Below are 25,092 nucleotides of genomic sequence, written 5' to 3' on the forward strand. Positions count from 1 at the left end.
CTCAATCTCGTCCGACATCGGCCACCCCGCTCAAAGAGCGGCAATCATCCCCCCGAATGGGCGCCGCGCAAGGCGGCCGTCAGACCTCGCTTACCCAGGAAGGCGGCCCGCACCCGAAGGGCTGGAACGAAGAGGAAGAGCCGCGCAGCGGCTTGCGGGACGCCGGGACGCGCCCAGAGGGGAGAGCCGGCCAACCCAGCGACAGACCGGAGGCCGATCGACAACGCCGCCGCGTTCAACGCGGCGCCGACATGATCGTCAGCGGCGAAGACTTATCCGCCGCTCGGACGGATCGCGAGAAGATACGCGATCTCGGACCGGCCGCAGGCTGTGCGGCGTGCGTGCGCAGATGTGCTTAGCCGCCGCACTGACAAGGTAGCCGGACCGAGCGCGCAGCGCGGTCAGGACAGACGCGCGATCCCTGTCGGCGCCTGCCGCCGGCAGCGAGCGCCCACCAGTAACCGCGCACAATCTCAGGGGCGTCGCGGGGGCGGCCAGCCCCCTGCGGAAGGGGTACGGACGGAACGTGGTTCGGCCGTCAGGGGAAGACTTTCCCCTCACCTGCCCAACGCCAGTCTGTCCATAAGCTATAGCGAGCGGGCTGAAGGCTTTAGTCTCGGCGGACTAGTTGCGCAGAGAATCTAGCGTCCACGGCACCCACAGGAATGCGAGACTGCCGCTGACGAACTGCGGGGCGGTTTCGTCAAAGAGTGTAATGGTGCAGCGACCATCCCATGTCTGCGTGCCCGGCAAGCGTGCCCGAAGCTATCTGCTCAACAATTCTAGCCAGCCGATCGGCGCGAACGCCGGCAAGATCGTCAGTGGTGAGCAGCACATCTTCATAGCCAGCGGCGGCGTAGGCGCGTCGCCGCTCGCGCCAGTCGCGGGCATAGTCCTGTCGGTCGAGCATGCCGAGATGTTCCCAATAATAGGTCTTGCCGCCCGACTGGACGATGAAGTCTGGATGTACGGTCACGATCTTCTCGCCGAATGGCAGGTCGATCGCCGTCTCGTAACTAAAGCTCAGTTTACCGGCGTCGCGACCGGCAACCAATGCCTGATAGATCATATATTCGATCTTGGAGCGGACCTTGACGCCGTTTTCCGGCTCGAACAGCCGCGCAGCGTCGAACGGGCGAGCGAATACCGACGAGTTACGCTGCGCGAGAACTGAGCGATCGCGCGCCACCGCTAGCGGGTTGGCGCGTTTGGACCTCTCGATCAGCAGAGTAAGGCGCGTCTTTGATCGCGTCATTGCCGTATAGATCAGTTCGCGTGAGAGTAGCGCCCAGCGGTCGGGGACCACGACCAGCACTTCCTCGAACTCGCTGCCCTGCGCTTTGTGAACGGTCAGACCGTAGGCGAGTTCGAAATCTTCGGCATCCATCCAGCCCCAATCGAACCACCACTTGCTCTCGGCGAAGAACGCCTTCCAGCCCTTGCGGCTGCCACACAGCACGCCGACCGAGCCGTTTGAAAGGCGCAATTCGCGCTGTCCAGTTTCCTTGTTGCGCACATAATGGTTGCGAATGCGGACGATCTTGTCTGAATGGACAAACCCCTCATTTTGTTGCGACTCGGCTTCTTTGGCATCGGCACGGTAGGTGTCACGGATGAAGTTACTGAGGCCCAGCGCTCCCGTGGGGCCGCCGCGATATGGTGACAGCAACTGCACCCGGTCCAATGCCAGCGCTGTAGGGTCGTTGCCGGGGACATGCCCCTTGTCATAGAGCTTTAGAAGCAGGTTGAATGATTCTTGCCGCGTGCGGTCGCGGTGATCTGGCACAGCCTCGTCGAGCGCGGTGGTCACGAAATCGTCGATATGGTACTGCAATTCGGCCGCGCCGCTGAAGTATTTAACGTCGAGATATTCGCTGACTTTTCCACCTTCGCGTAGCTGAGAATAGAGCTCCTCGTAATAGCGGTTCTTACCCGTGAAGATGTGCGCCGCGTCGAGCACGGTCGAGTCATGTCGCTGGCGGCAGTTCACGGTCAGGCGGATGGTGTTGGATCTCTGGTAATCAGGATCGCCGCGCAGATAGGTTATCACGTCGTGAAACGGCTTTCCGCAGCCGATTGGGGGCAGCTGATTCTCATCGCCAACGAGGATCACGCGTAACGTCGATGTCGGCTGATGGATTTCGATTGCACGGAAAAGCAAGGCGAGGTGATAGAGGTTCACCATCGACATCTCGTCAATGACGAGGTTGTCAAATTGCTCGAAGCGCTGTGCGTGCGCCATATTCATCAAATCGGCGCCGTCGTTCAGATAATCACCAAGGCCTGAGCGCCAGATCCAGCGGTCGATCGTCTCCGCCTGCCATGTCGCATCGTCCGGCGCCTCTGCATTGAGACGTAGCGCCGCCTTACCCGTGGGCGTCAGCACGACCGTACGCTCGTTCGCGGTGTCGAAGCGCTCGAGCAGTTCGGCGATCGCTTGGCTCTTGCCCGAACCGGGCCGGCCGGTCGCGCAATAGAATCTTTGCGTCATAGCGCCAGTCATCATCTGAGTGCGCTCCGCTTCGAAGCGCTCGGTATCGAAGCCGTCGATCTCGACTGCGAGCGCGGCAGACTCGTCAGCGACATAGCCGGGAATCCATCCAAGGTCGCGCTTGAGCAAGGGCGTCTTTAGTCGTTCATCTACGAAGCGGGTGACAATTAACTCGGCATGCCAAGCACGCTGGAGATAGAAGAAGTGGGCGCCGTCGATATTTTCGACATGCATCCGCTCGCGGAAATGGGCAAGATGCTCGTCCGACAGGAACTGTGTTTCGCTGACGTTGAGCTTGTCGCGATAGAAGAGTGGATGGCGCGCGGCGTAATCAACCAGCGTCCTCGTCGATACGAAGCTATGTCCGTGACCCTCGGCAGCAGTCAGCGCTTCATGTGCAAAGGCGCGCAAGCGCTCGGGGCCAGCGACCGTTAGATCGTGAAGGTCATCGCGGCGTTCGAGATGGCGATGATCGGGAAACATGCCAATGTCGATGACGGCGTAGTCGATTGCGGCATCGCTGCGCTGCTCACGATCGAGGTCCTCGCGTTCTTCCTTCCCCTTGCGGCTTGCGGGAATGTAGCTTTCGGCCAGCACATAAGGGTTGTTGGCGATGTCGTCGTGTGACAGGCTGAGGCCGGCAAAAGCGTGTTTTCCGGCGCTCTCCGGAAATAAGATTCTCCCGACTTGGCGCGGGGTGAGCGTGAATAGCGCCAGCTTGCGGAGCAGCGGCTTTAAGCTTTTGTTGTCCCGATAGCCTGCCCGCGCATCGCGCACCGTGCCCTTATGAATTGTGAGTGTCGGCGGCACGGGATCCTTGGATTCGAGTAGCGCGATCGCTGCGTCGAGCAGGTCCTCATCGTTGTCGAGGGAGCCGCGTAGCGCCGTGGCAAGCGCGGTGCCGCGGCTGCCTTCGATCTGATATTCGCCTTCCGCAAGGTCAGCGAGGACATTGAGCACCGATCCGAGCCCCGGATAGAGACCCCGGTCGGCCCATGCGTCGGCGATATAATCCTCGATCCGGTCGAGCATCGCATCGACGTTGACAATGCCATGCTCCTGAGCTCGTGCCAGCGCGCGTTTGAGCTTGTAGAGCAGCGCAAGCGCATGGTCGTCATGGACCTGCTCGGAGACGTATTTGAAGTTCGGAAGCAGCGCCGGCTCGTCGATAAGTACGCGGATTTCATCGAGCTTGGCTTCGTCATCGGGATTGACGGCAATGTGGTCGAGATAGGCATGGTAGGGTAATACGACACCATTTGCGGCACCTTCATGCTGCAGCTGCAACGCCCAATTTCCGATTGGAAAATTCTTCATCCGCGGCTTGGAGCCGCGAATGCCGGCGAGCTCCTCGGCATCGAACGAAAACTCGCCGCTCGTCGCGACGTCCACCAGACGGGCACACCCGACCAGCGCATACTTATAGTCGTCCGCGGAAATTGGATTATCGTAGTTTAGGTAGAAGAAGACAAGCGAGCGGCCGCGGCTCAGCCGGCCGACAAATCGGGTGATTCTGGCATCGAGGTCGGGAAAGTAATTTCCGTGCCGGTCTTGCGAAGCGTGCGTCATCGCGAGGCGGAAAGGCCAAGTGTAGACCGAATTAGCTGCAAGCGTCTCGCTGATCTGCTTTTCGTCGCGATATTGTGGGAACGGATGACGGTGCAAGACCTTCGTTGGCTCTGGCGAGAACGCGGATGACGTCCAGAAGCAGGGCGGCTGATAGCTGGGCAAGTCAGCGTCGAGCGCGGCACATGGGCGTTCGCATTCAGTTCTCTTTTCGCGCGCAAGGCGCTCTGAGAGGAGCGAGTGGCTGCCTGTGCAATAGCTGTTAGCAGCGGGGTCATCGCAGACGCGGCCATCCCAGCCGCGGTCGTGCCATGCCATGCGGGCCGTAATGTGCCAGGTCATTGATCCCCCATAAACAATTACACAGAATGTTAAGTGATTGAGCAGGCGGCGCAATGCAAACTTAGTCGATCAACCCGTTTGGTCTTGAAACTGGGCGGTGCTCGACTTCTCGCTTGTTCCGGCCATCCGCTCCCGTTCCAGATAGGAGAACATCCGCCAGCAACCCATTCCAGAGCACAGATGGGGTGATTGGCGCTGGTTTGCTTTTCGAAAAGCTTTCACCCGGCCAGCGATAAATCTTTGCCATCACCGATGGCTCGAAAAAGCGGCGTTGACTCTAATAGCACTATTTGCTATTTCATAGCTTTCAGCAGAAAGTTTTGTTCTATGAGCCGTACACTCACCGTATCAACCGATGTTTTCGCCGCCATCTGGGCGCAGCGCAAACCTGGCGAGGAGACTGAGGAGGCGATCCTGCGCCGATTGCTCAAATGTTCGCCGGATACACAAACCCCTGAAAGCCAGTCCGCAGCTTCTGGAGGCGTTCTGGACAGCCGCAACGGCGTGCATTTCCCTGAGGGCTTTGAGGTTGTTCGAAAATACAAGCACCGCGAGTATCGCGCGCGAGCATCAAACGGAGCTTGGCTGCGCGAAGACGATGGGAGACTTTATCCCACCTTGAATCAACTCAATGAGTCGATCGCAGCTGGCAACGAGAATATCTGGAACGGCAACTGGAAATACCGCGAGAGCGATGGCACGCTTCGTTCGATTGACGCCCTGCGGCGCTAAGGCTCCAGCTCGGCTGCCGCCTGGATCCATGCAACCCGACCGACCGTGAATTGCGAAATCTGCGCCTGATGAAACGCCAGAGTGGCGGTCGGATTTTGGATCACATGCAGCGTTGGGCGACTCCCAGTGGCATTCTCGACAATCACCAGAAGGAAATTCTCGCCGTGATGCTGTGCAGCTTCGTATTCAAGAGCTGTAAGCGAGATGCCTCCTCCTTGCCCGACAAAACTCTTTACTTCGATGACAAATGCCTGTCCGTCTTTGCGAACCCATAGATCAAATCCATAGCCGCGCTTCTGATTGTAGTAGACTACCTCCCATCCGGCGGCGGCAAAAATCTTGCTCACAAGAAGTTCAGCCTCCGCGCCACTATTTGTCTGAGGCACGCCGGGCGGGGTCAGTAGTTCATCCGGAGCTTGAGACTCGGGGATACGCAAAACAGTAGCGGCGGGCGGCTGCGGCGCTGGCGGAGCAGGCGCAGCAGCAGCCGCAGCCTCACCGTTGCCTCCATTTGCTGGTCCAGGAAAGATCGGAGCCGCCAGCATGGACGTGAGATAGAGCCTGTTATCGACTTGCGCCGCGCTTTCACCAAGTGAAAGCAAAGAGAAGGTGTGCCGGCCCATATCCCGCCAGTTGTTGTAGGGCTTGCGTGGGTCGTTTCCGGTGCCAGCGGGCATGCGATCCGAGACGAGATTGCGAAGATTTTGTTTTTGCTCGTCATCGAGGGTTCTGAACACAGCAATATATGCGATAGCGTCTGCAATTTCCGCATCGTTGCGAATGCGGGAGACAAAAAGATCGAACTCGTCGACATCGACGTATCCATCACTACCGGCCATCACCGCAAGAATTGCATCATACGGACGGACATCGAACTCAGAATATTCGTCGACGCGCTGCTGATTATACCAAGGCGTTCGGCAGAAGCGGATGCTACGAAGTTGAGTCTCAAAGATGCCGGACGTGTCCGCATGTGTCGCCAGTGCAATGCCGTGACTGGTTAAAGTGACCCGGCTCCAGTGTACTCCGTCTGCTCGTTCCAACAACCGCAGCGGCGTGTCCATTGCAAGAAAGTAATGCCGGTTGATGCCCTGAGCCGGATTGGCCGTGCCGATGCCGAGTATGGTGGCGAGGTTAGCGTAGTGCGCCGGTGTTAGCTCCAACCCGATACCAGCGCCTGCATCAAATAGGTAGGCGACAATCTGTTGCAGCCGCACCGCACTCAAATGTACGCGCGTCAGCAGCCACCAGGCGCGATCTCCTCGGTCCGCCTCATCAAGGCGTGCCGTTAAAGCCACCAAGAGCGCCGCGAAGTCCATCTGCCTCCCCCCGAAAATCATGCCCAAACGATTCTTGCTCTTGAAATTCTCAGGCGGCTCTGATTCCCTAAAGAAGAGATTTGAAGAGGCAAGATGGCACGGCGCAAGAGCTACACCAAGGTCACGCGGAAGAATTTCCAGAATCCCGCTCATGTAGCCGGGATGGGAGACCGCGTGTTTCGAGGGTTTCAGTGCCTCAACAAGGACTGCACGCATTTCATTTTCGTGCGCGAAGACAGCCTTGGGCTCGATTTTTCTGTCGTGTGCGATTCGTGCAAATATGAGCACGCTGCCAGCGAGTCGATCAAGATTTACGATTACGATCTGATAAAAGATGGACAGAAAATAGAGGATGGTCCCTTCGAGATCCTTCACGACGACTATCTGCGGGACGCGCAGCGCTTTAAATATTGCATCATTTGCGGGGCGCTTAAGCCGCTCGATCAGTTCGATCGCCACACGGCTCGAAATAGCGGTCGGCAAGGCGAATGTACGCTTTGCAAAAAGGTCTATAACAGCGTTAAAAATCAAACGAGGCTGGTGGAGCAGCATCGCGAGGCAAGCCAGAAGCGGCGACTATATACGCAGTTTGAGGAGCCGAACAAACTCAACATAAATGAGATTTATGAGCGCTTCTCTTGCCGATGCTTTAAGTGCGGGATCGACTTATCGGACGATCTTTCCGGAGATGCGCCTCAAAAAGTCGGCAATCTCGATCATACCCTACCTGTCTATTATCTTTGGCCTCTGACCACAAATAACGCGACGCTGCTGTGTCGAGATCACAATGGTGAGAAGGCCGAAAAATGGCCCGTCGCCTTCTACACGGATCAAGAACTGCGTAGACTCTCAGCGCTGACTGGGATCGACTACAGGCTCATGATCGGCGACCCCGCCTTTAACCCGGATGCGCTCAATTGGCTAAAGAATCCGAGTTTCATCGAAACGCTGTTCGAGAAGTTCGCCCGGTATCCGAACGAGCTGCTACGGTTACGCAACCGCATACTCGAGCGGACAGGATTCGATTTTCTGGACACGACGGCTCGCATATCGCCAGACTGGCGGAAGGCGGCGGACGCGCTACGATAGATTATCGCCGCTTGAACAGCAGGTACTGGTGATGCGTGACAGTGCCTTTGTCGCGGATGCCGTGACTTTCGCAGTGCTCTACGCTCTCCGCAAATGAATCCACCAAGTCTAAATAATTGCTTCCGATAGCGGTTAGCGCCGCGGCCATGTCGCATTTGGCGCTCTTGCCGAGATGCACGGCAAAATATGCCCCCTTTTTCAGCCGCTCCGCACCTTGAGCGAAAATCGAGTCATAAATGGCGAAGCTGCGCTTCTGACGCTCATCGACAAACATCTCCGGTTTTTCTGCGAAATCCTGAGCGTCCCAGCCGGCGAACCACAGGCGCATCCAGTTAGCGGTATGAAAGCGCGTGCTATCGAAGAAGGGCGGAGAGGTGATTATCGCATCGAGGTCGGTCACATCTTCTGGCCAAGCTGCCGTGGCATCCTGATCAAACGACCGGCCGGACGGCACGTCTCTGCTTGTCACGTGCATTAAGGCACGATCGACTTTCTGACCGACCTTTTCGATTACCCGCCGATACTCAAACTCACCGGTCGGTGCGAACGGCGTGATCGGATGCGACCTGCGGCTCAGCGCATAGGGTCGGTTCCCGTGCAGCACATGCAGCATCGAAGCAAAGACCAGTGCCTGCGAACCAGTCTCGGGAGGATTCTGCAAAAAGAATGCTCTTGCGGCAGCGATTTCCTTCAACGTTTCCTGATGGAAGTATGCGAGCAATGGCCCGTTGAACCGGATGGTATCGAGAGCTTTTTTATTAAGCGGGCGAGATTTGTGACGGTCGATATAGGTTTCGAGGTCGTCCATAACCCGTCGAACCTCAACTTCGTCGACCGTCTCCAGTTTGGCTCGCGAAATCGCTATTGCCGCGGGACTGATGTCGAAACCAAACGCAGTGTGTCCTTGCAAGCGGGCTTCGAAGGGTATGGAGCCTACTCCGGAGAAAGGATCCAGAATGCGTCCTTCTCGCTCTGGTAGGAGCGCATGCGTCAACGTGTGGGCAATCGAGGCCTTCAATTTTCCTTGGTAGGAACACAGCGAATGCCAAGGGTGACCCCAGTTTCTTTTGGCCATCTCACCCCGCTGATGCGGCAAGTTTTCCCGGAAAGTCGTCCACCGTTTCATTCGAATGTCAGATTTTAGCGTGGTAGATTTCGGCTCTTTCATCATGCCTGACCACCGCCCCGAATTCGGTTTGAATACCTGCAATGTCTGAGAAAGCCTACTGCCTCCCCGCGATTGCCGTTCCCTAAGCACGACGAGTTCACTGCGATCAAACCCATGCTGTGCCATTAGATCACAGATAATATCATGCGTCGGCACCCAGATATCGCCGTAGCAGGAATCCCCAAGGTCTATCGCGACCGTCGTATCCCGGTGCGATACTTGGCTTAGATTCTGAATGACCATCGACATTTCGCGGAAATAGGCTTCAACCATCATCGGTATTCGCTGATCGTAAGCATTATCTACAAGTGCTTCTATCGTGTCCGTCAGCAACGTTGGCAGAACACTTGCGCCGTTGCCCCTCGACTTTCTAACCGTGACGTCGTTGATTCCGGATGTAATTGCCGCATCCCGATAGCGGCGCAAATGGCTTTTGCAGGCAAGCTGCCGAAGAAACCAGAGCTCCAGCTTTGTATTACGAAAATAGTTAGTGCCGTTGAGATAGGGCGGCGAGGTGATGATCGCATCAACAGGCGATTTTAGTTCGGCTGCCAGTTGCCGCGCATCGGAACCAACAAACTGCACCGTTCCGCTCGCCGTTTCGCAGTCGTCGAGGTCGCTGGCGATAATATGGAGGCTGTTTTTAAGCGCCATCATGAAGCAAGGACGTTCTCGCGCGAGCTCTGCATCGGTCCGGAAGCGAAGGTCACCCCGTCGAATGAGCAGCGATCCAGGCACGAGGCTGCGCAGCACAGCAACCGTAAAGAGAACGCCGAGGGCGGCATTTTCCGCGCCAAGCCGATCGGCCAGGGCTCTAGCACGCAGGATCAGATCGAATGCAATATTGTCAAACGAAGGACGGCCGGAGAACGCCATTTCATAGGCAGACCGTAATGCGGTGTCGGGCTGGCTCTTTTTGAGAAGGGCGCTCAACCCATCACCAATTTCTAGAAGGTGGGTGGATAGGCTGTGCCGCTTGCTGCTCGGCATAGAGAGGGCTGAAGCCTTGGCGGCAATTACATACTGGCAAACCGGATTGACTTCCGTATAGAAGCCGCGGCGACCTTTAAGAGCCGCGACAAGAGCCGTTGTACCAGACCCGCAGAAGGGATCGAGAATAGTTTCCGCCTTAGGCGCATACTCGGAAATAATTGAACCAACAAAATCAGGGGAGTACCCTTCAAGATAAGGAAACCAGTCATGAAGAGGGCTGCCTTTGCCACCGCGAAAGGTTGCCTGCAATCCCGCCTTTCGATCTAAACTAAAATCTTGAAGGTTGCCATTGATACCCTTCTTTAGAAGGGCTCTGACATAGGTTGCCACAGGACTACCTACCCTATCAGCTGCAGAATTTAATTCTGCAAATAGGTCATAACCTATAATACGTCGAACAGAATAGCTACTTAATGGCTCCACATAGCCATACAATTTAGCATCTTTATCTGGAAACGATATAGTAAGACCAGATTTTTTTTGGCCTACTGACGGATAATCTCTAAAATATACTGTTTTAGTAAGCTGCATTATTTGTCCACCCTTGAAGAGTGTAACTACCATAGCGGGAGACTCGTGGCAATGCGCTTCGCGAGATTTTCATGAGCCTGTGGCGCACGCGGGTAAAATCCCACCGTGCCGACCTCGATAACGCGTCAGCGCGATCAACGAAGCCGCACTCGATCTTGTTGGCTCCTTGAACTGCCTTTTCTGCTGAGGCGATGGCAATCGTTCGAAAAGCGGATTTCTCATCGGTTGTCCGTTCACCAACGCTGAAATGCGACCGCTTTTCTACAGCGGGCGAGGGCGCGCATCATGTGGTACTCGACTCCCTGTTCGCGGATGCCAATTTCCTCCGCAATCTCCCGGTAAGTCTGGCGTCGTAACCGGTGCATTAGAAATATGCGCCGTGTGCGACGGGGCATTGCAAGAAGTGCGCGACGTAAACCCCGCCGCAAATCCGATGCTTCCATTGCCAACGTCTGTTCTGGGCCGGCTGGCGCATCACGATCTTCATCGAAAGGAAACAACCCCTTTCCCTTGCGTTTGCTCTGGCGTGCGCGCTCGATCACAAGATTGTGAGCAGCACGGAAAAGGTAGGCGCGAGGATTTTCAACCCGCTCGAATGCGCCGTTCCGCAACATTCTCGTGAATGCTTCTTGCGTGAGGTCAGAGGCTTCCTCGCGGCCTACGCGACGCCTGAAGAAGTGGAACAGCTGCCGATTCTCGAGGCGGTAGAATTGATCGAAGGACACGAACGGACCGCGGTTGGTCATAGCCGTTCCTCCCGCTTTCCTCGGGTGGGCAGCGGAGCATCCCGCGCGGCGCGGTAAAGGGTGATACCGGCCTCGATCCGGTTGAGGATGAAAGTGTCGCGCTCGGCCTTGGCCGCGCGAATGTCGGACTTCGAATAAATCTCGATATCGACGGCGCACCGACTGCCCAGTTCGCGGTCGATTGTTGCTCGTGCTCGTCGCCAGCAGCGCTCGTCGGTGAAGAGCGGATGATTGACGACGACCCAGAATTCATAATCGGAAAATTCGATCGTTCGGCTGTCTTCGTACCAGGATCGCCGTGCATAGGGACCGATCAGAATGATTCGTTTGATCCGTCCCGGCTCGGGCGCCTGAACCTGCGACGGGTCGAAGATGCCACGCAGGATGCGGGTGATGCGCTCGATTTCGCACTGCTTGCGCCGGATGAGATGGCCGACCCGCGCCATCACGACCTCGCGCGCATAAACGTCGGTTGTTGGGGGTGTCATTTGCAGCTCGCACCGCGGCGGTCCGCGCAATTGCGCGCGGATGGGCAAGCGGTGTTCGCTGTGGTGCCGCCGAAGCGGCGATCAGCAACCGTCCGACACGCGGCCGGACCTACATGATGCCTGGCAGGATTATCCCCGGAATGGCCGCCAGTCGTTCCATTCCGTGAGGCGGATTATGCCAGAATACGGGAGTCCCGGCAAGCGGGGTCCGGCCCGGCGCCTATCGGTGCGCCGCCGCCTCAAGCTCGGCGATTTGGTCCGAGCATACCTGATGGACGACGCGGCCAAGTTCTTCGACGCGATCGGTAAGCCAGATCAGCTCATCTTCGCTAATTTTGTAGTGCTTCGCGTATCTTGCCTTGGTGTAGGCTTCCTTCAGCTTCTGGAACTTTGCTCGCTCACGATGCGTGGCGTCTGGCCAGATGCCGTAGAGGCGACGGTCAAGCCCTTCGGCGAGTGATCGCAGGAACGCGATATTATGGTTGTACGGCGTGTAGAAGGTCAGGGTCAGCAATAAACATCCGTAAAGCCGTTCAGTCGCTTGGTGCAGTTGAAACGCAGATTCCTTGAGTCTGCCGCGGCTACGCGCATATTTCGAGGTATCGAGAAAACCGGCTGCGCTCGGCATCCATTCCTCAAAATATTCCCGCGCCGTTTCGAGCGCCTGTTCCGGTGTCTTGGGCTTCGGCGTGGCCAGTTCTCGGTCATCGGCTTCGTAAAGCGCGATCCCATCTTTCGCGACCTCCATGAAGAAGACACGACCATGCGAGAGCCCGTCGTTTACCTCGTGCAGGCTGTGGACGATAAAATTGACCGGCGTGTGTAGCGTTTTCTCGATCGTGTAAGCGCGAATGAGACGTTCCTCGGCAGTCGCCCAATAGGCGGCGCGGTCGGTCATCTCTTTCTGGCTGACGATGACGAGGATGTCATAGTCGGATTTATACTGGTTCGCCGACAGCGGCGCATCGACCCAGTCGCCCCGCGCGTGGCTGCCAAACAGGATGATCTTGAGAATACGCGCGCCCTTGCGCGGCCCGGTCGCATTTTCCGTGGCGCTGCGAAACTCGTCAAAGATGGTCTCGACAACGCGCTCTAGCTCGCGCTGCTTGGCGGCAGGAAGGTGATCGACGTCTGTTCGCATGCTCTTGGAATCTTCGAGAAACTGTAGTGGTTTGGCAAGGACAATCGGGTAGCCGGTGAACAGCTCTGCCGAAGACCGTTTTTCGGGGAAGCAGTTGGAAAGACCCTGAAACTTGGGCAGGCTCAGCACCTGGCCTCTAAGCATGGGTGAGGAAAATACATGGGCAGACCGCCGAAACACGACCTCTCGACTTGGACCGTGGTCAACGATTTTCCCGATCCGATTCCCGTCACGGAAGCGGAGGTTGCCGTGTTCGAACGCTGGTTCGGCGACTTTTTCGACGAACTATTTGACCCGCCTGGTCCGCCTTCGATCGCTCCCGAAATGATCGCACACGTAGAAGGGATGGATTCTGAACCTCTGTGGTCTTGGCCCGACCTGCCATGTATTGGCGATTAGGGATGAAAATCCATTGGATGTGACATTCAATCAGATGAGCGGCGCGATAGGATCGTTGATTCTGATCTGGTCCAGGATTGAACGATCTGCCCGCGATGACGTCGTTCGCCTTTTGGGATTTCTCCCGGCCAAGGCACACGGCATCAAAGGCGCCGTAAGAACTTGGGAAGACGCTGTCGTCGAGGCGCAGCCAGCGGACTCGCTGTGTGCCTTGCTGGCGGCAACTCTCAGATCGCGACTTCAGGGGCAGTTGGATATCCGCAACGGGATTTGCCACGGGCTGATCGGAATTATGGGATCCGTCGGCGATGCGCCTGCCACGTTGAGTTGGGAGTTGAACGGCCTGAAGCAATCGATCTCTTGGGAAGATTTACAATCGTCACTTGGGTGGCTTTCCAAGATTCATTTTGCCTTCTCAATGATCTCCAATCCCGCTTTGGAACGCCTCGACTGCAGGGTGATCGACACCGGCGAGAACCGAGAATGGTGGCGTACCGAGTTTGGTCTGGAACTGCCGTGACCGCGACACCCGACGAAAGCTCGCGGCCAGCGCACCCTCGGCTGAGATGTCAAAGGCCGAATGCGGCAAGGGATTTGGCTAATGCCGAGCCCGCTGTTTTTTGAGCATCGGCCGCCGGCATGGCAGCATGCGCGATTGCCGTCTGCACGGCGCCAGCGCGTTCATTGATCGCCGAAACCAGCTTCGCGCGGTCATTGGTGAAGATAGTCGCTGACTGCTTCGCGCGCGAGATGCCGACATAGAAGCTCTTCTGGTCCACGAGATTGGTGGCGCGGCTGTCGGCGTGAATGATGACGTGATCGGCGGTCCGTCCCTGCGCCGCGAAGGCGGTGTCAACATAGCCATGCGCGATATGCCGGTCTCGCCCCGCATCGACATGCAACGTCTGGACCTGCCCTTGCGAACCCCGCACGGTCGCAGTCTTGGCATCGACATCGACTGCCGTCACCTCCGCGCGTGCCCCATTCACGCGACCCGCCTCGCGATCGTTACGGGTGAACCGAATGCTGTCGCCGGCGCGCAGTTCGAGACGCTGTGCCTCGAACACCTGCACATTGCCGGCACCCCATTGGCGTAGGCGCCAGTCGATCTCGCGTCCGTCTTCCGATCGCAGCGCGACCGCTGCCTTGGCCGGATTGACGCCTTCTACCCGGAACGCCTCGCCACGCGCGACGCCCTTGTCGGCATAATCCCGCGTGAAGCGGACGACGTCGCCCTTGTCATAGCTCAGCGGGTCGCGCGTTTCGGCACGGGTCAGCCCCTTGTTGACGAGACTTTCCACGGCCACCGCAGGCCCCCTGAGTGCGCCCGCTCGGCCTAGCGCCTGACGTATATCAGCGGTCAAGGCATCGCGGCCTTCACGCGAAGGTTCGATGACTAGCGTTCGGGCACGGCTCGCCCTGTCCAGACTGGCATAGCGCTCGGCGATCGCGGCGAAGCGCTCGCCACGGTCGGCGCCCTCGACGATCGCGCCGCCACCGCGATCGAGAGCCGCGAGCGCCTTCTTCGCGTCGCCCTCGATCGACGCCAGAACGGCGTCTCTTGTCGCGCTGTTTGTCTGCCGGACGATCTCACCAAGCGTGGCAGTTTCTATCCCTGCTCTCTGAAGCTGCGCGAACGCAGCGCCGGCTTCGACCGATCCAAGCTGCTTCACATCGCCAACGAGGACGAGGCGGGCATCATGCTTTTCGGCCAACTCGAACAGCCGCGCCGTATCGCGCGCCGACAAGAGCGAGGCTTCGTCGACGATCCATGCGACCGGCTGACCGGGCGCCGAACCTTCCGGCACGAGCAAATGGCGCGCCACGGTATCGCCGCGCGTGCCGAGCGCCTCGCCGAGTGTCATCGCCGCCGATGCGGTCGGCGCCAGCGCGACCACCGACACACCGCGCGCTTCGGCCTCGCGCGCGAAGGTCGCCAGCACCGTCGTCGTCTTGGCGGTCCCGGCATAGCCTTGGACCGCGGTGATCCGATTGCGGCTGGTAAGAAGCTGCTCGGTCGCGGCCTTCTGGTCAGCATTCCAGCCAAAGCCGGACCGCTCCGCCTTCGCCGCCGCTCCCGCGACTGCCTTGGCGGCGGCAAGCGGCGAGGCGATGGGCGCGAACGCGCCGCGCCCGTGCGCTTCGATCCGAAGCAGTGTCTTCTCGGCGGCTATATTCTGCCGCGTCGTGAACCCTGTGAACGCGGCGCCGCGCCGATCGACGAAGGTGCGATCGACCAGTTCACCCTCCTTTGTCGCCCGCCCGATCGCGTCGCCAATCTCCGCATAGCCGACCTTCCCGAGTCCAACCCGCCCCGCTTCCTCGTGCAGCGCCGCAACCGAGAACACCGACTGCCGCTCGCCAAGCTTGTCGGCAGCATGGGCGACGGCGCGATCGGCGATCGATGGATCGCGAAGGTGAAGGCCGCTCGCCGCCCTGACCTCGGCCTCGCGCACCAGCGAAAGCCGGGCATCGGCATCGAACCCCGCTCGGTCGGCGGTCTCGCGCCAGTCGGCGACGAGCGAGCCATGATCGGTCGCCACCTTGGCCTGCCGCGTATCGAGCGCGGCGACCTGCTTTTCGGCGGCGCTGGCCTCCTCGCGCGTCGTTCCGCGCTCGCCAAGCGCCGCTTCGATCTCGGCGCTGCGGGTGCTGAACGCCGCCATCACGTCCGCCGAGACGCCTTTGATCTCGAACATCGACTCCTTGCCCGGCGCAATCTCATAGCCAAGCTCGCGGACCTTCAAGGCCAGCTCCTGCCGGTAGATGGCGCCGATCTGCTTCTGGAGCTGATAGATCGCACGCGGTTCCAGGCTGCGCCACGATCCATCCTCGCCCCGCGTGGCATTCATGATGACATTATGGGTGTGCAACTGCGGGTCCTGCGCCCGGCTGGTCCCATGCTGGAAGCTCGCGACAACGAGATTGCCCGTCGCCTCGCGGCTCACGCTGCCGCCGTGCCGGACCCGGGTCGCGGCCATATGCGTCTCGACATGCGCCAGCGCGGTCTTCACTGCCTCCCCATGCGCTTCGATCAGCCGTCGGTCGCCGGCGACCTCGGCCATGATCGACACCGACTTGGGCGCACTCAGCGTCACATCCCAGCCGGGCCGATGTTCGAGCTGGCCGTCACGAACCGTGCCGAGTTGCTGGCCCGCGACCTTGCCGTCGAGCAGTTCGCGGAAGGCGTCGCGATCGACGTCACCCGACAGCCCAAGCTCCTCGGCAGCCTTGCCGTGCCATTCGGACGGCGACAGCCCGCCGTCGGTGTAATAATCGTCAGCCTCATAGTAGCTGCTCGCCTGCGCTGAGCTGGTCAGCGCCGATACCGACGCGACCATCAGATCGGCCCACCATCGTCTGCGGGCGGGGGTGTCGGCGGCTTCTTCCCTGCCTTCGGCTTTTCGACGACCTGTCTCTTGGCCGGGGGCGGAACAGCGCTGTCGGGCTCATCTGTGGGCGCCGTATCCAACGGCCGGTGCCAGAGGGTCGTATCCGGGTTCGCGGCGACAAACGCAGGCTGGCGCGGCTCGCCGCGTTTCTCGATATGGTCGGCGGTGAGCGCGATACGCGCGACGGGAAGCCCATCGGGGAACAGCAAATAGCCCTCATAGCGTGCGAGGCGGAGTTCGCTTTCGAACACGGCGGGCCGGGTCTTGCGCTGGCGGCCGAGCGTCATCCGTGGCTTGTCGTCGCCATCGCCAAGCGCGCCGGTCATGGTCTGGATCTCGACCTCGCAGGTGCCGATCGTGTCGCTCGCCCAGCGCCGGGACTCGCCGTCGCCCATCTGCAAGAACAGCTTGCTGTTGCAGCAACCGAGCATGGATTCGGCAAGATCGTCGCCGTAGCGATGCCGCATCTGGCCGACGCCCTGGAAGGTCAGCACGACCGCCGCCCCGAACTTGCGGCCCTCAGGCAATAGGCGAGTCAGATTGTCGACGCGGGGCAAGTCGGCAAGCTCGTCGAGCAGGAACCAGACGCGGCGGCCCGATGAAGGAGCAAGGCCCAGCATGGCACTCGCGGCGCATTCGAGCCAGCAGGCGAGCAGCGGCTTCAATGCCGCAAATTGCTCTTCCTTCCGCGGCACGAAGATCCACGGCTTGGCGCCCTTCGTTTCGTCAAGCCCGGCGATGAACTCCCGGAACGAAAAGACCTTCTCACCTTCCTCTGGCATCCGAAGGAACTGGATCAGGTTCGCGGCCTTCGCGAGCATGAAGAGCACGCTGCCAGTGGCCCGGTCGGCGTCGTCGGAGAAGGTGCGCGCCGACGACGTGTCCTTCAGCCATGTCTTGAGTTTGTCCTTGTCCATCTTCTGCAGCGCCTCAAGCAGATGGGGCAGCGTGCATTTCTTTTCCTTCCACAGTTCCCGGATCATGTTGGCGACGAGGATACGGCTCGTTTCCAGCCAGACGTCGTCGTCCTGCTTCCCGGTCTCGGTGACGAGCTGCTGCGCGATGCGATCGGCGTCGGCGGGATGGGCGATCTCGGCGAAGGGCGACCAATAGACGCAGCGGGCATCGAACGGATTGAGGATGATGTCGCCGCACTCGGGGCGGTAATAATGGGCGATGAATTCGCCGCTGGTGTCATAGACCAGCGCCGCTTCCCCGCGCGCGGCGATCCCGTCGAGCATCTGGCGCAGCACTGTCGTCTTGCCGCTGCCGGTCGTGCCGACCATCGCCATGTGCCGCGTTTCGAGGCGTCGGGGAAAGGGGACGGGACCGATGGCCAGCGGATGCGAACCGGCTTCGGCTCGCGCCAGCTTCACAAGCTCCTTCTCGGTCGTCACCTTCGTGCCGTCGATCACGCGATCGCGTAGCGCGCGTTCGCGCCGACGCGCCGCGACATCGCGGAGCAGGAACAGGCTCGACAGCCATGCAATAAAGCCCAGCATGGTGCCGCGCATGACAAACGACTTGGTGATGCTCGCCCGGCGAACAAAATAAGGATCGGTCGCGACCGTACGGGCGGGAGTCAGATAGTCCGCCCCCTCATACCGGATCACTATCCCGGGATCGCCGCCGTCGCCTGCAAACCATGACAGCATCTTCGCATGATAATGGGTGCCGGTATCCCGAAGGATGCTCGGGTCGAGCATCAGATAGGGAGCGGCCAAACCGCCCAGCGCGATCGACGAGACCATGGTCGCGAACTGTCGTTTGAACCGCCGCGTCTGGCTGTAGCGAAGGTGACGCCGCAGCGTCTCGGCATGGAGCCGGAGATCGTGAGGCTCGCTCATGGCCGTTCCTCCGCTGCCGCCCGTTGCCGATCATAAGCCCGCTGAGTCTCGGCGGTGATGACCTCGTCGCTCTTGCCGCCGCCCATCGCGGCGCTGCGCGCATAGCAATAGGCAGCGCAGGCCGTGTGCAAGGTGCGGTCAAGCATGCGCTCAACATCGGCGAGGCGCGTGCTCATCGACGCCACCTCGGCGACCAGTTCGCGATCGTCGGCCCGGCTGACTGGGGGATTTTCCTGACCGTCGATCCCTGTCTTCACGCAGCGGCGGAGCATCGCATAAACTGTCTTGCCCTGCCGGTCGGCAAGCGCGCGAAGCGCCGTGTCGAGCGCCGCGGGTAGGCGGACAGAGTGTTGGACGGTCTTCATCGCGCCGCCTCTCTGAGGGTGCGGATCGCACCCTCGGATTTTAGCGGAAAAGCGTCACTGCGGCGAAGCAATGGCGGGGCGCACTCTGATCGCACCCTCGAAAAGTGGCGAAAAAGCTTGATGCACCCGTGCGTGAGGTGTGTATCCAAATTACGGGTCCGATGCGTAGCATCGCGGCCCCGCAACCTAGCCTGAAAGAGGGTCGTCTCAGACATGATCGGGACCCTCCTTACGGGGAGCTGCAACCATGCGATCCTGATCGAAGATGTCGCCCCTTGCCGCGATCATCGTCTTGGCCTTGCGATCGGCAGCCTCGCGATCAAAAGCTACTGGCGTCATAGGACATTCGCGCAGACCGTTATCGGCAACCCACGCTTGAATAGCCCGCTCGATCGCGGCCCGCATTTGAAAATGAAGATCGCTCGCCTGATAAGGATCGAGGTGGGCTGTGACGCCGGAGCTGAGAACGAGACCACCCAGCGGGAAAACATGGTTGCCCGCCCACTGGTACGGACCATCGATTCGGCAAAAGCTGGTTTCGCCGTCATAGAGAGCAAGCGGGGGGCGCTCTGCCCTGCTCCACGCAGCTAGCGCGGACCGGTAGGTATCTCCGTCTTCACCGTCAGCGATCAGCTTCTCTATGAGCGGAATGACATAGGGTGCGTTGTATCGATCGACCGCGAAACGCAGGACGACCTTGTGGTCAAAGCGAAAAAGGGTGGCGAGTCGGTCGACGGCTTTGCGCAGAATGGACATGCGGCGTCCTTTCAACAAAATGGGGTGTGTCGGTGGGATGGTGGGCGACGAGTCGCCCTCGGTGGGATCAGGCCTAAGCCTGAGTCTGGGTCAGCCGTCTGATCGACGCGGTCGTGATCAGCGTCCGCGTTCCGATCTTGAGGGCATCGACCTGTCCGGTCTTGATGAGCTTGTAGATCGTGCTGCGGCCGACGCCGAGCGCCTTGGCCGTGCGGTTAATCGAGTATGCGAGTTCATCCATTGTCGCCTCCGTTGGAGTGCCGCGATGCGGCGGGCGACAGGATCATTTGCAGCTAAGCGCCGACGGTTCCAACAGCATGTGGATGCACCGGAAATCTGCCGTTCGTTGCTATTCCCCGGTAATTACCTACCTCCGGAAACCACGCAAATACGCGATTCCTCGGTAAGTGGGCGTGGTATTAAGACGAACGATTTTTCGCGATCGTCTCCAGAATTTGGTTTGCGTAAGGCGCCAGTTGCGTCTCGCTGGGCACCTTCAGGCGCCTGCTGCGATACCAATCTTCGAGAAGCTCGATGATTTCCCTCTGATTGCCGCGCTTCTTCGATATGTCGAGCGACCGCACCTTAGGGTGATCAATCAGCGCGATGATCGCATTGGTATGATCGTACTGCTTCGGCGCCCCCTTGCGACTCGGTTTGGCCTTGGCGTCAGCGATCAGTTTGCCGACGTCCACCTCAAGGAACAATTCGCGGTCGAACCAGAGGCCCGCAGGGCCGAAGAGCGCGTTGCGGATCGTGCTGCCCTTGGCCACATGGGCGGCGCGAAGCTTTCCGAAGAAATAGCGATGGTCAACGTAGTGGCGCGCCCCGTTTCGGGTGAGGTAAAAGGCCGGCGGCGACGTTTCGAGTTGAAGGATAGCGAACAGCCGTTCCAGATTGCGGACAGCAGAGTCTTCCGGGTCCGCATAAACGGGATTCTGCGGCGTATATGCCTGCATCCCGCCGTATTGAAACACGCGCCAGGATGTGCCAACCGCCATCATCAATCCAGCACAGCCTAATCCAATCAGCCTGATTACATCGGCGCCGGGCGCCTCATCGAAAGTGAGGGCCAGCCCAGGAAGAAGGGTAACGGTTGTCGCGAAAGCGGTGGCCGCAAATGAGGTTGACCAGAGCCAGTATCGTTTCTGGATGGCGCGCGAGGCATCCGCCGTGATGCGGTCAAGCTCGGCAAGGCCAGTCTGCTCATCGGTGTTGATGAAGCGGGCTGCAACCCTGCGGAGCGGCAAAACTTCCGTTCGGTCATCCACCGGCTTCTCCTCGGGCAAGCGATAATACTGCCGTGAAGGAGAGCCAATTACAAACACTTGCTCGGCCACCAAAACACAACGCCAGACAGCGGTGAATGGCTCGCAGCCGTGGTAGCCCGGTGGTAGCCCGACGAAACACGCATCAAACAGCGCCGGGCGTCGTGCTGCCTAAATGGCTGATTTTATAGGAAAAACTGGAGCGGGCGAAGGGATTCGAACCCTCGACCCCAACCTTGGCAAGGTTGTGCTCTACCCCTGAGCTACGCCCGCTCTGGCGGCCGGAGGATGTGTCCCTCTCGGCGGGTGGCGGGGAACTAGCAGCGCTTTTGGGGATCGGCAAGGGGAGAATTGCACAAATATGAAATTCCTTGCTGAACGTGCGGAAAAGCCTGGTTTTGCGCCACTTTCGCCCCGTTCGACGCCCTCGGCCGCCCCGCGCCCCCCAGCGTCAAAATATGAAACCATTGTCCGACTCGCTGTCCGGCTATCGCGCCGGTCCCTTCGGCCTGTCATTAGGTGCGCTTGCGCTGCCGCACCTTGTCGATCATATTTCCTGCATCGGCAGGGATCATTTGCCGCCGCCCTTCGTATGACAGCCGATAGCAGAAGAAAGGGACCGCCATGCCGTCCGACCAGATCACACGCCGGGGCATGTTGCGCGGTGGAACGACCATTGCAGCGGCTACGCCATTTCTTTCCAGCGCGCAGGCGGCACAGCCCGCTGCCGCTTCCTCTCGCGAAGGAACCCCGATGATCCCGGTGGAATTGACCGTCAATGGCCGCGAAGCGCATTTACAGTTCGATCCGCGCACCAGCTTGCTCGACGCGCTGCGCGAGCATCTGCACCTCACTGGCACCAAGAAAGGGTGCGACCATGGCCAGTGCGGTGCCTGCACGGTCATTGTCGAAGGGCGACGCATCAATAGCTGCCTGACGCTCGCGGTGATGCATGATGGCGAAGCGATCACGACGATCGAAGGGCTGGGCACACCCGACAAGCTGCACCCGATGCAGCGCGCCTTCATCACCCATGACGGCTATCAATGCGGCTATTGCACGCCGGGCCAGATTTGCTCGGCCGTCGCCGTGCTGGAAGAGATCGAGGCGGGCATCCCCAGCCATGTCACGGACGATCTGGACAAGGTGGCGCTGACCGACGCGGAACTGCGCGAGCGAATGAGCGGCAATATCTGCCGCTGCGCCGCTTATCCCAACATCATCGCCGCCATGAACGACGTGGCCGGGGGAGCCAAGGCATGAAGCCCTTTACCTATAGCCGCGCAACCAGCGCGCAGGAGGCGGCGAAGATGGCGGCCTCGACCCAGGGCGCGCGCTTCATTGCCGGCGGCACCAACCTGCTCGATCTGATGAAGCTTCAGATCGAGACGCCCACGCATCTGATCGACGTCAATCCGCTGAAACTCGATCAGATTGAGAAGACCACCGATGGCGGCCTGCGCATCGGCGCGCTGGTGCGCAATACGGATCTTGCCGCCGACAAGGTGGTGCGGCGCGATTATGGCGTATTGAGCCGCGCCTTGCTGTCGGGCGCATCCGGGCAGTTGCGCAACAAGGCGACCACGGCGGGCAACCTGCTGCAACGCACGCGCTGCCCCTATTTCTATGACACCCGCATGCCCTGCAACAAGCGCAAGCCGGGCAGCGGCTGCGGCGCATTGCAGGGCATGAGCCGCAACCTCGCCATCCTGGGCGTGAGCGATGCCTGCATCGCCCAGCATCCGAGCGACATGGCGGTGGCGATGCGGCTGCTGGACGCGACGGTGGATACGGTCGGCGCGGATGGCGCGGTTCGATCGATCCCGATCGCGGACTTCCACTTGCTGCCCGGTGATACGCCCCATGTCGAAGCGGCGCTAAAAGCCGGGGAGATCATCACGTCGGTCACCCTGCCCAAGCCGATCGGCGGCACCCATGTCTATCGCAAGGTGCGCGACCGTTCCTCCTATGCCTTCGCGCTGGTGTCGGTAGCGGCGGTGTTCGGCAAGAATGGCGGATCGCGCTTTGCCTTTGGCGGCATCGGCGCAAAGCCTTGGCGTACGGTTGATGCGGATGCAGCGGCCGGGTCCGGCGCTAAGGCTGTGGCGGAGGCCGCGCTGGCGGGCGCACGCACGACGCATCATAATGATTTCAAGAAAAAGCTGGTCGAACAGACGCTGACGTCGCTCTATCGGCAGAAGGAGGCACGGGCATGAAGTTCGATACGCCCGCGGGGTTGAACCCGATCGACAAGGGCCGGGTCGTGGGCAAGGCCCATGACCGGATCGACGGCGCTGCCAAGGTGACCGGCACGGCCCCCTATGCCTATGAGCGGCACGATGCCGCACCCAATGCTGCCTATGGCTGGATGGTCGGGTCGGGCGTTGCCAGGGGGCGCATTGCCGCCATGGACCTGCGCGCGGCCGAAGCCGCGCCCGGCGTTCTGGGTATCGTCACGCACGCCAATGCCGGAAAGCTCGGCAAGGGCAACATGAATACCGCCCCCCTGCTGGGTGGGCCGCAGATCGACCATTATGATCAGGCGGTCGCGCTTGTCATCGCCGACACTTTCGAAAATGCGCGCGACGCGGCCAAGCTGGTGCGGATCGACTATACCAGCGAAGGCGGGAAGTTCGACCTGGCCGCCGAGCAGGCCAATGCGGTCAAGCCGCCCGAAGGCGGCTTTGGCGGGTCACCCGATACGGCGGTCGGCGATTTCGACGGTGCTTTCGCCAAAGCGGCGGTCAAGGTCGATCAGAATTACTCCACCCCCGACCATAGCCACGCGATGCTGGAGCCACATGCCTCCACCGCGGCATGGAACGGCGACAAGCTGACGCTGTGGACATCCAACCAGATGATCGCCTGGACCGTGGGCGATGTCGCCAAGACATTGGGGATTCCCAAGGCGAATGTCCGGCTGGTGTCGCCCTATATCGGCGGCGGCTTCGGGGCCAAGCTGTTCCTGCGCGCCGATGCGCTGCTCGCGGCGTTGGGGGCAAGGCAGGTCGGACGGCCGGTCAAGGTCGCGCTCGCGCGGCACCAGATCCCCAACAACACCACCCATCGGCCCGCAACCATCCAGCGCATCCGTATCGGCGCGGACAAGGATGGCGTGATCGATGCGATCGGCCACGAAGTCTGGTCGGGCGACCTGCCCGGCGGCGGGCCGGAGACGGCGGCGCAGCAGACGCGGTTGCTCTATCGCGGTGCCAATCGGATGACGGCGCACCGGCTGGCGACGCTCAATCTGCCCGAAGGCAATGCGATGCGCGCGCCCGGTGAAGCGGTCGGCCTGCTCGCGTTGGAAGTCGCAATGGACGAACTGGCCGAAGCTTGCGGCGTCGATCCGGTTGAGTTGCGCATTCGCAACGATGTACAATATGATCCCGAAGCCGGCACACAGCGCCCTTTCTCCAGCCGCAAGCTGGTGGAATGCATGCGCGCCGGGGCCGAACGGTTCGGCTGGAACAAGCGCCAGGAAAAACCGGGCCAAGTGCGCGACGGACGCTGGATGGTCGGCATGGGCGTGGCCTCCGCCTTCCGCAACAATCTGGTCGGCAAGTCGGGCGCGCGGATCGGCGTCGATGCCAAGGGGCAGGTGATCGTCGAAACTGACATGACCGACATCGGCACTGGCAGCTATACGATCATTGCCCAGACGGCGGCCGAGATGATGGGCGTGCCATTGGAAGCTGTCACCGTCCGGTTGGGCGACAGCCGCTTTCCCGTGTCGGCTGGGTCTGGCGGACAGTGGGGGGCTAACAGCTCGACGGCGGGCGTCTATGCCGCGGCCATGGCGTTGCGCGCGAAACTGGCTGAAAAGGCGGGCTATTCCGTCGATCAGGCAGAGTTCGAGGAGGGCCTCATCCGTCACGAGAACAAATCCCAGACGCTGGCGGCGCTCGCCGGGCGCGAGGGCATATGGGCCGAGGACAGTATCGAATTCGGCGATCTCGACAAACGCTATGCGCAGGCGACGTTCGGCGCGCATTTCTGCGAAGTCGGCGTCGATATGGACACCGCCGAAGTGCGCATCCGCCGCATGGGTGGTGCCTTTGCGGCCGGGCGTATTCTCAACCCCAAATCCGCGCGCAGCCAAGTGATCGGCGCGATGACCATGGGGGCCGGATCGGCACTGATGGAGACGCTGGACGTCGACACCCGCTTCGGTTTCTTCGTCAATCATGACATGGCCGAATATCTGGTGCCGGTTCATGCCGACATCCCTGAACAGGATGTACTCTTCATCGAGGAACTGGACGACAAAAGTTCGCCGATGAAGGCCAAGGGTGTGGGCGAACTGGGTATTTGCGGCGCGGGCGCAGCGGTGGCGAACGCCATCTACAACGCCACCGGCATCCGCATCCGCGACTATCCGCTGACCATCGACAAATTGCTGAAGGCGCGGGCGGCCTGAGCGTTGCCAGCCGGTTGATCGGAAGCTAGGCCGGTTGGC

Annotated in this window: 20 protein-coding genes and 1 tRNA gene; 8 read left to right on the plus strand and 13 right to left on the minus strand. The window is 60.2% G+C overall.

The features are described from left to right. Window positions 1-703: 703 nt before the first annotated feature. Complete coding sequence (locus J2W40_RS15450) at window positions 704-4,399, minus strand: ATP-dependent DNA helicase (RefSeq protein ID WP_310226415.1); 3,696 nt, start codon at window positions 4,397-4,399, stop codon at window positions 704-706. A gap of 327 nt (window positions 4,400-4,726) precedes the next feature. Here J2W40_RS15450 and J2W40_RS15455 point away from each other — a divergent pair, with 327 nt between their 5' ends. Next, window positions 4,727-5,131, plus strand: coding sequence for a hypothetical protein (locus tag J2W40_RS15455; protein ID WP_310226418.1), 405 nt, complete (start codon window positions 4,727-4,729; stop codon window positions 5,129-5,131). Here J2W40_RS15455 and J2W40_RS15460 read toward each other — a convergent pair. After that, window positions 5,128-7,002 (minus strand): protein NO VEIN domain-containing protein, encoded by a 1,875-nt coding sequence (locus tag J2W40_RS15460; protein WP_310226420.1) that lies wholly within the window; start codon window positions 7,000-7,002, stop codon window positions 5,128-5,130. The two genes, J2W40_RS15455 and J2W40_RS15460, sit on opposite strands and share 4 nt — an antisense overlap. On the opposite strand from J2W40_RS15460, the gene J2W40_RS15465 reads away from it, so the two are divergent. Beyond that, window positions 6,991-7,539, plus strand: a complete 549-nt coding sequence (locus J2W40_RS15465; RefSeq protein WP_310226424.1) for a hypothetical protein — start codon at window positions 6,991-6,993, stop codon at window positions 7,537-7,539. The two genes, J2W40_RS15460 and J2W40_RS15465, sit on opposite strands and share 12 nt — an antisense overlap. A gap of 1 nt (window position 7,540) precedes the next feature. Here J2W40_RS15465 and J2W40_RS15470 read toward each other — a convergent pair whose 3' ends face one another. The 4 genes from J2W40_RS15470 to J2W40_RS15485 form a co-directional block, all read right to left on the minus strand. Further along, window positions 7,541-10,264: a DNA methyltransferase gene (locus tag J2W40_RS15470; RefSeq protein ID WP_310226427.1), complete on the minus strand. Its 2,724-nt coding sequence runs from the start codon at window positions 10,262-10,264 to the stop codon at window positions 7,541-7,543. A 200-nt stretch (window positions 10,265-10,464) separates the two neighbouring features. Next, a complete protein-coding gene (locus tag J2W40_RS15475; protein ID WP_310226429.1) occupies window positions 10,465-10,977 on the minus strand; it encodes an RNA polymerase sigma factor in 513 nt (170 codons plus the stop codon). Continuing rightward, the gene (locus tag J2W40_RS15480) at window positions 10,974-11,465 is read right to left on the minus strand and encodes a hypothetical protein (RefSeq protein WP_310226432.1); all 492 of its coding nucleotides are present in this window, start codon (window positions 11,463-11,465) and stop codon (window positions 10,974-10,976) included. Before J2W40_RS15480 ends, J2W40_RS15475 begins: the two co-directional genes overlap by 4 nt. 220 nt (window positions 11,466-11,685) lie before the next feature. After that, window positions 11,686-12,606 (minus strand): nucleotidyltransferase and HEPN domain-containing protein, encoded by a 921-nt coding sequence (locus J2W40_RS15485; RefSeq protein ID WP_310226686.1) that lies wholly within the window; start codon window positions 12,604-12,606, stop codon window positions 11,686-11,688. A gap of 159 nt (window positions 12,607-12,765) precedes the next feature. On the opposite strand from J2W40_RS15485, the gene J2W40_RS15490 reads away from it, so the two are divergent. Next, window positions 12,766-13,005: a hypothetical protein gene (locus tag J2W40_RS15490; protein ID WP_310226434.1), complete on the plus strand. Its 240-nt coding sequence runs from the start codon at window positions 12,766-12,768 to the stop codon at window positions 13,003-13,005. 34 nt (window positions 13,006-13,039) lie between these two features. Then, window positions 13,040-13,525, plus strand: coding sequence for a hypothetical protein (locus J2W40_RS15495; protein ID WP_310226436.1), 486 nt, complete (start codon window positions 13,040-13,042; stop codon window positions 13,523-13,525). 49 nt (window positions 13,526-13,574) lie between these two features. Here the strand turns inward: J2W40_RS15495 and mobF are convergent, their stop codons facing one another. The 7 genes from mobF to J2W40_RS15530 all read right to left on the minus strand — a co-directional run bounded on the left by mobF (window position 13,575) and on the right by J2W40_RS15530 (window position 20,906). After that, window positions 13,575-16,346 (minus strand): MobF family relaxase, encoded by a 2,772-nt coding sequence (gene mobF, locus J2W40_RS15500; RefSeq protein WP_310226439.1) that lies wholly within the window; start codon window positions 16,344-16,346, stop codon window positions 13,575-13,577. Then, complete coding sequence (locus J2W40_RS15505) at window positions 16,346-18,244, minus strand: type IV secretion system DNA-binding domain-containing protein (protein WP_310226441.1); 1,899 nt, start codon at window positions 18,242-18,244, stop codon at window positions 16,346-16,348. The genes mobF and J2W40_RS15505 overlap by 1 nt, the downstream gene beginning before the upstream one ends. After that, window positions 18,241-18,609, minus strand: a complete 369-nt coding sequence (locus J2W40_RS15510) for a hypothetical protein (protein WP_310226443.1) — start codon at window positions 18,607-18,609, stop codon at window positions 18,241-18,243. Before J2W40_RS15510 ends, J2W40_RS15505 begins: the two co-directional genes overlap by 4 nt. A gap of 207 nt (window positions 18,610-18,816) precedes the next feature. Continuing rightward, complete coding sequence (locus J2W40_RS15515) at window positions 18,817-19,365, minus strand: hypothetical protein (protein WP_310226445.1); 549 nt, start codon at window positions 19,363-19,365, stop codon at window positions 18,817-18,819. A 73-nt stretch (window positions 19,366-19,438) separates the two neighbouring features. Further along, complete coding sequence (locus J2W40_RS15520) at window positions 19,439-19,606, minus strand: helix-turn-helix domain-containing protein (RefSeq protein ID WP_058455958.1); 168 nt, start codon at window positions 19,604-19,606, stop codon at window positions 19,439-19,441. A gap of 178 nt (window positions 19,607-19,784) precedes the next feature. After that, entirely contained in the window at window positions 19,785-20,636 is an 852-nt protein-coding gene (locus tag J2W40_RS15525) for a hypothetical protein (RefSeq protein ID WP_310226449.1), read from the minus strand. A gap of 195 nt (window positions 20,637-20,831) precedes the next feature. Then, window positions 20,832-20,906, minus strand: a tRNA-Gly gene (locus J2W40_RS15530). A 185-nt stretch (window positions 20,907-21,091) separates the two neighbouring features. On the opposite strand from J2W40_RS15530, the gene J2W40_RS15535 reads away from it, so the two are divergent. From J2W40_RS15535 to paoC, 4 genes are read left to right on the plus strand one after another with little or no spacing between them, the layout of a single operon-like run. After that, a complete protein-coding gene (locus tag J2W40_RS15535) occupies window positions 21,092-21,229 on the plus strand; it encodes a hypothetical protein (protein WP_310226451.1) in 138 nt (45 codons plus the stop codon). Between the two features lie 28 nt (window positions 21,230-21,257). Then, window positions 21,258-21,896, plus strand: a complete 639-nt coding sequence (gene paoA / locus J2W40_RS15540) for an aldehyde dehydrogenase iron-sulfur subunit PaoA (RefSeq protein ID WP_310226453.1) — start codon at window positions 21,258-21,260, stop codon at window positions 21,894-21,896. Continuing rightward, on the plus strand, window positions 21,893-22,849 hold the full coding sequence (locus J2W40_RS15545) for an FAD binding domain-containing protein (RefSeq protein WP_310226455.1): 957 nt from the start codon (window positions 21,893-21,895) through the stop codon (window positions 22,847-22,849). Before paoA ends, J2W40_RS15545 begins: the two co-directional genes overlap by 4 nt. After that, window positions 22,846-25,053 carry an aldehyde oxidoreductase molybdenum-binding subunit PaoC gene (gene paoC, locus J2W40_RS15550; RefSeq protein ID WP_310226457.1) on the plus strand — a complete coding sequence of 736 codons (2,208 nt, stop codon included), beginning with the start codon at window positions 22,846-22,848 and terminating at the stop codon, window positions 25,051-25,053. Before J2W40_RS15545 ends, paoC begins: the two co-directional genes overlap by 4 nt. Window positions 25,054-25,092 lie beyond the last annotated feature (39 nt).

It is taken from the genome of Sphingobium xenophagum (genome assembly GCF_031457465.1).
Classification (GTDB): Bacteria; Pseudomonadota; Alphaproteobacteria; order Sphingomonadales; family Sphingomonadaceae; genus Sphingobium; species Sphingobium xenophagum_A.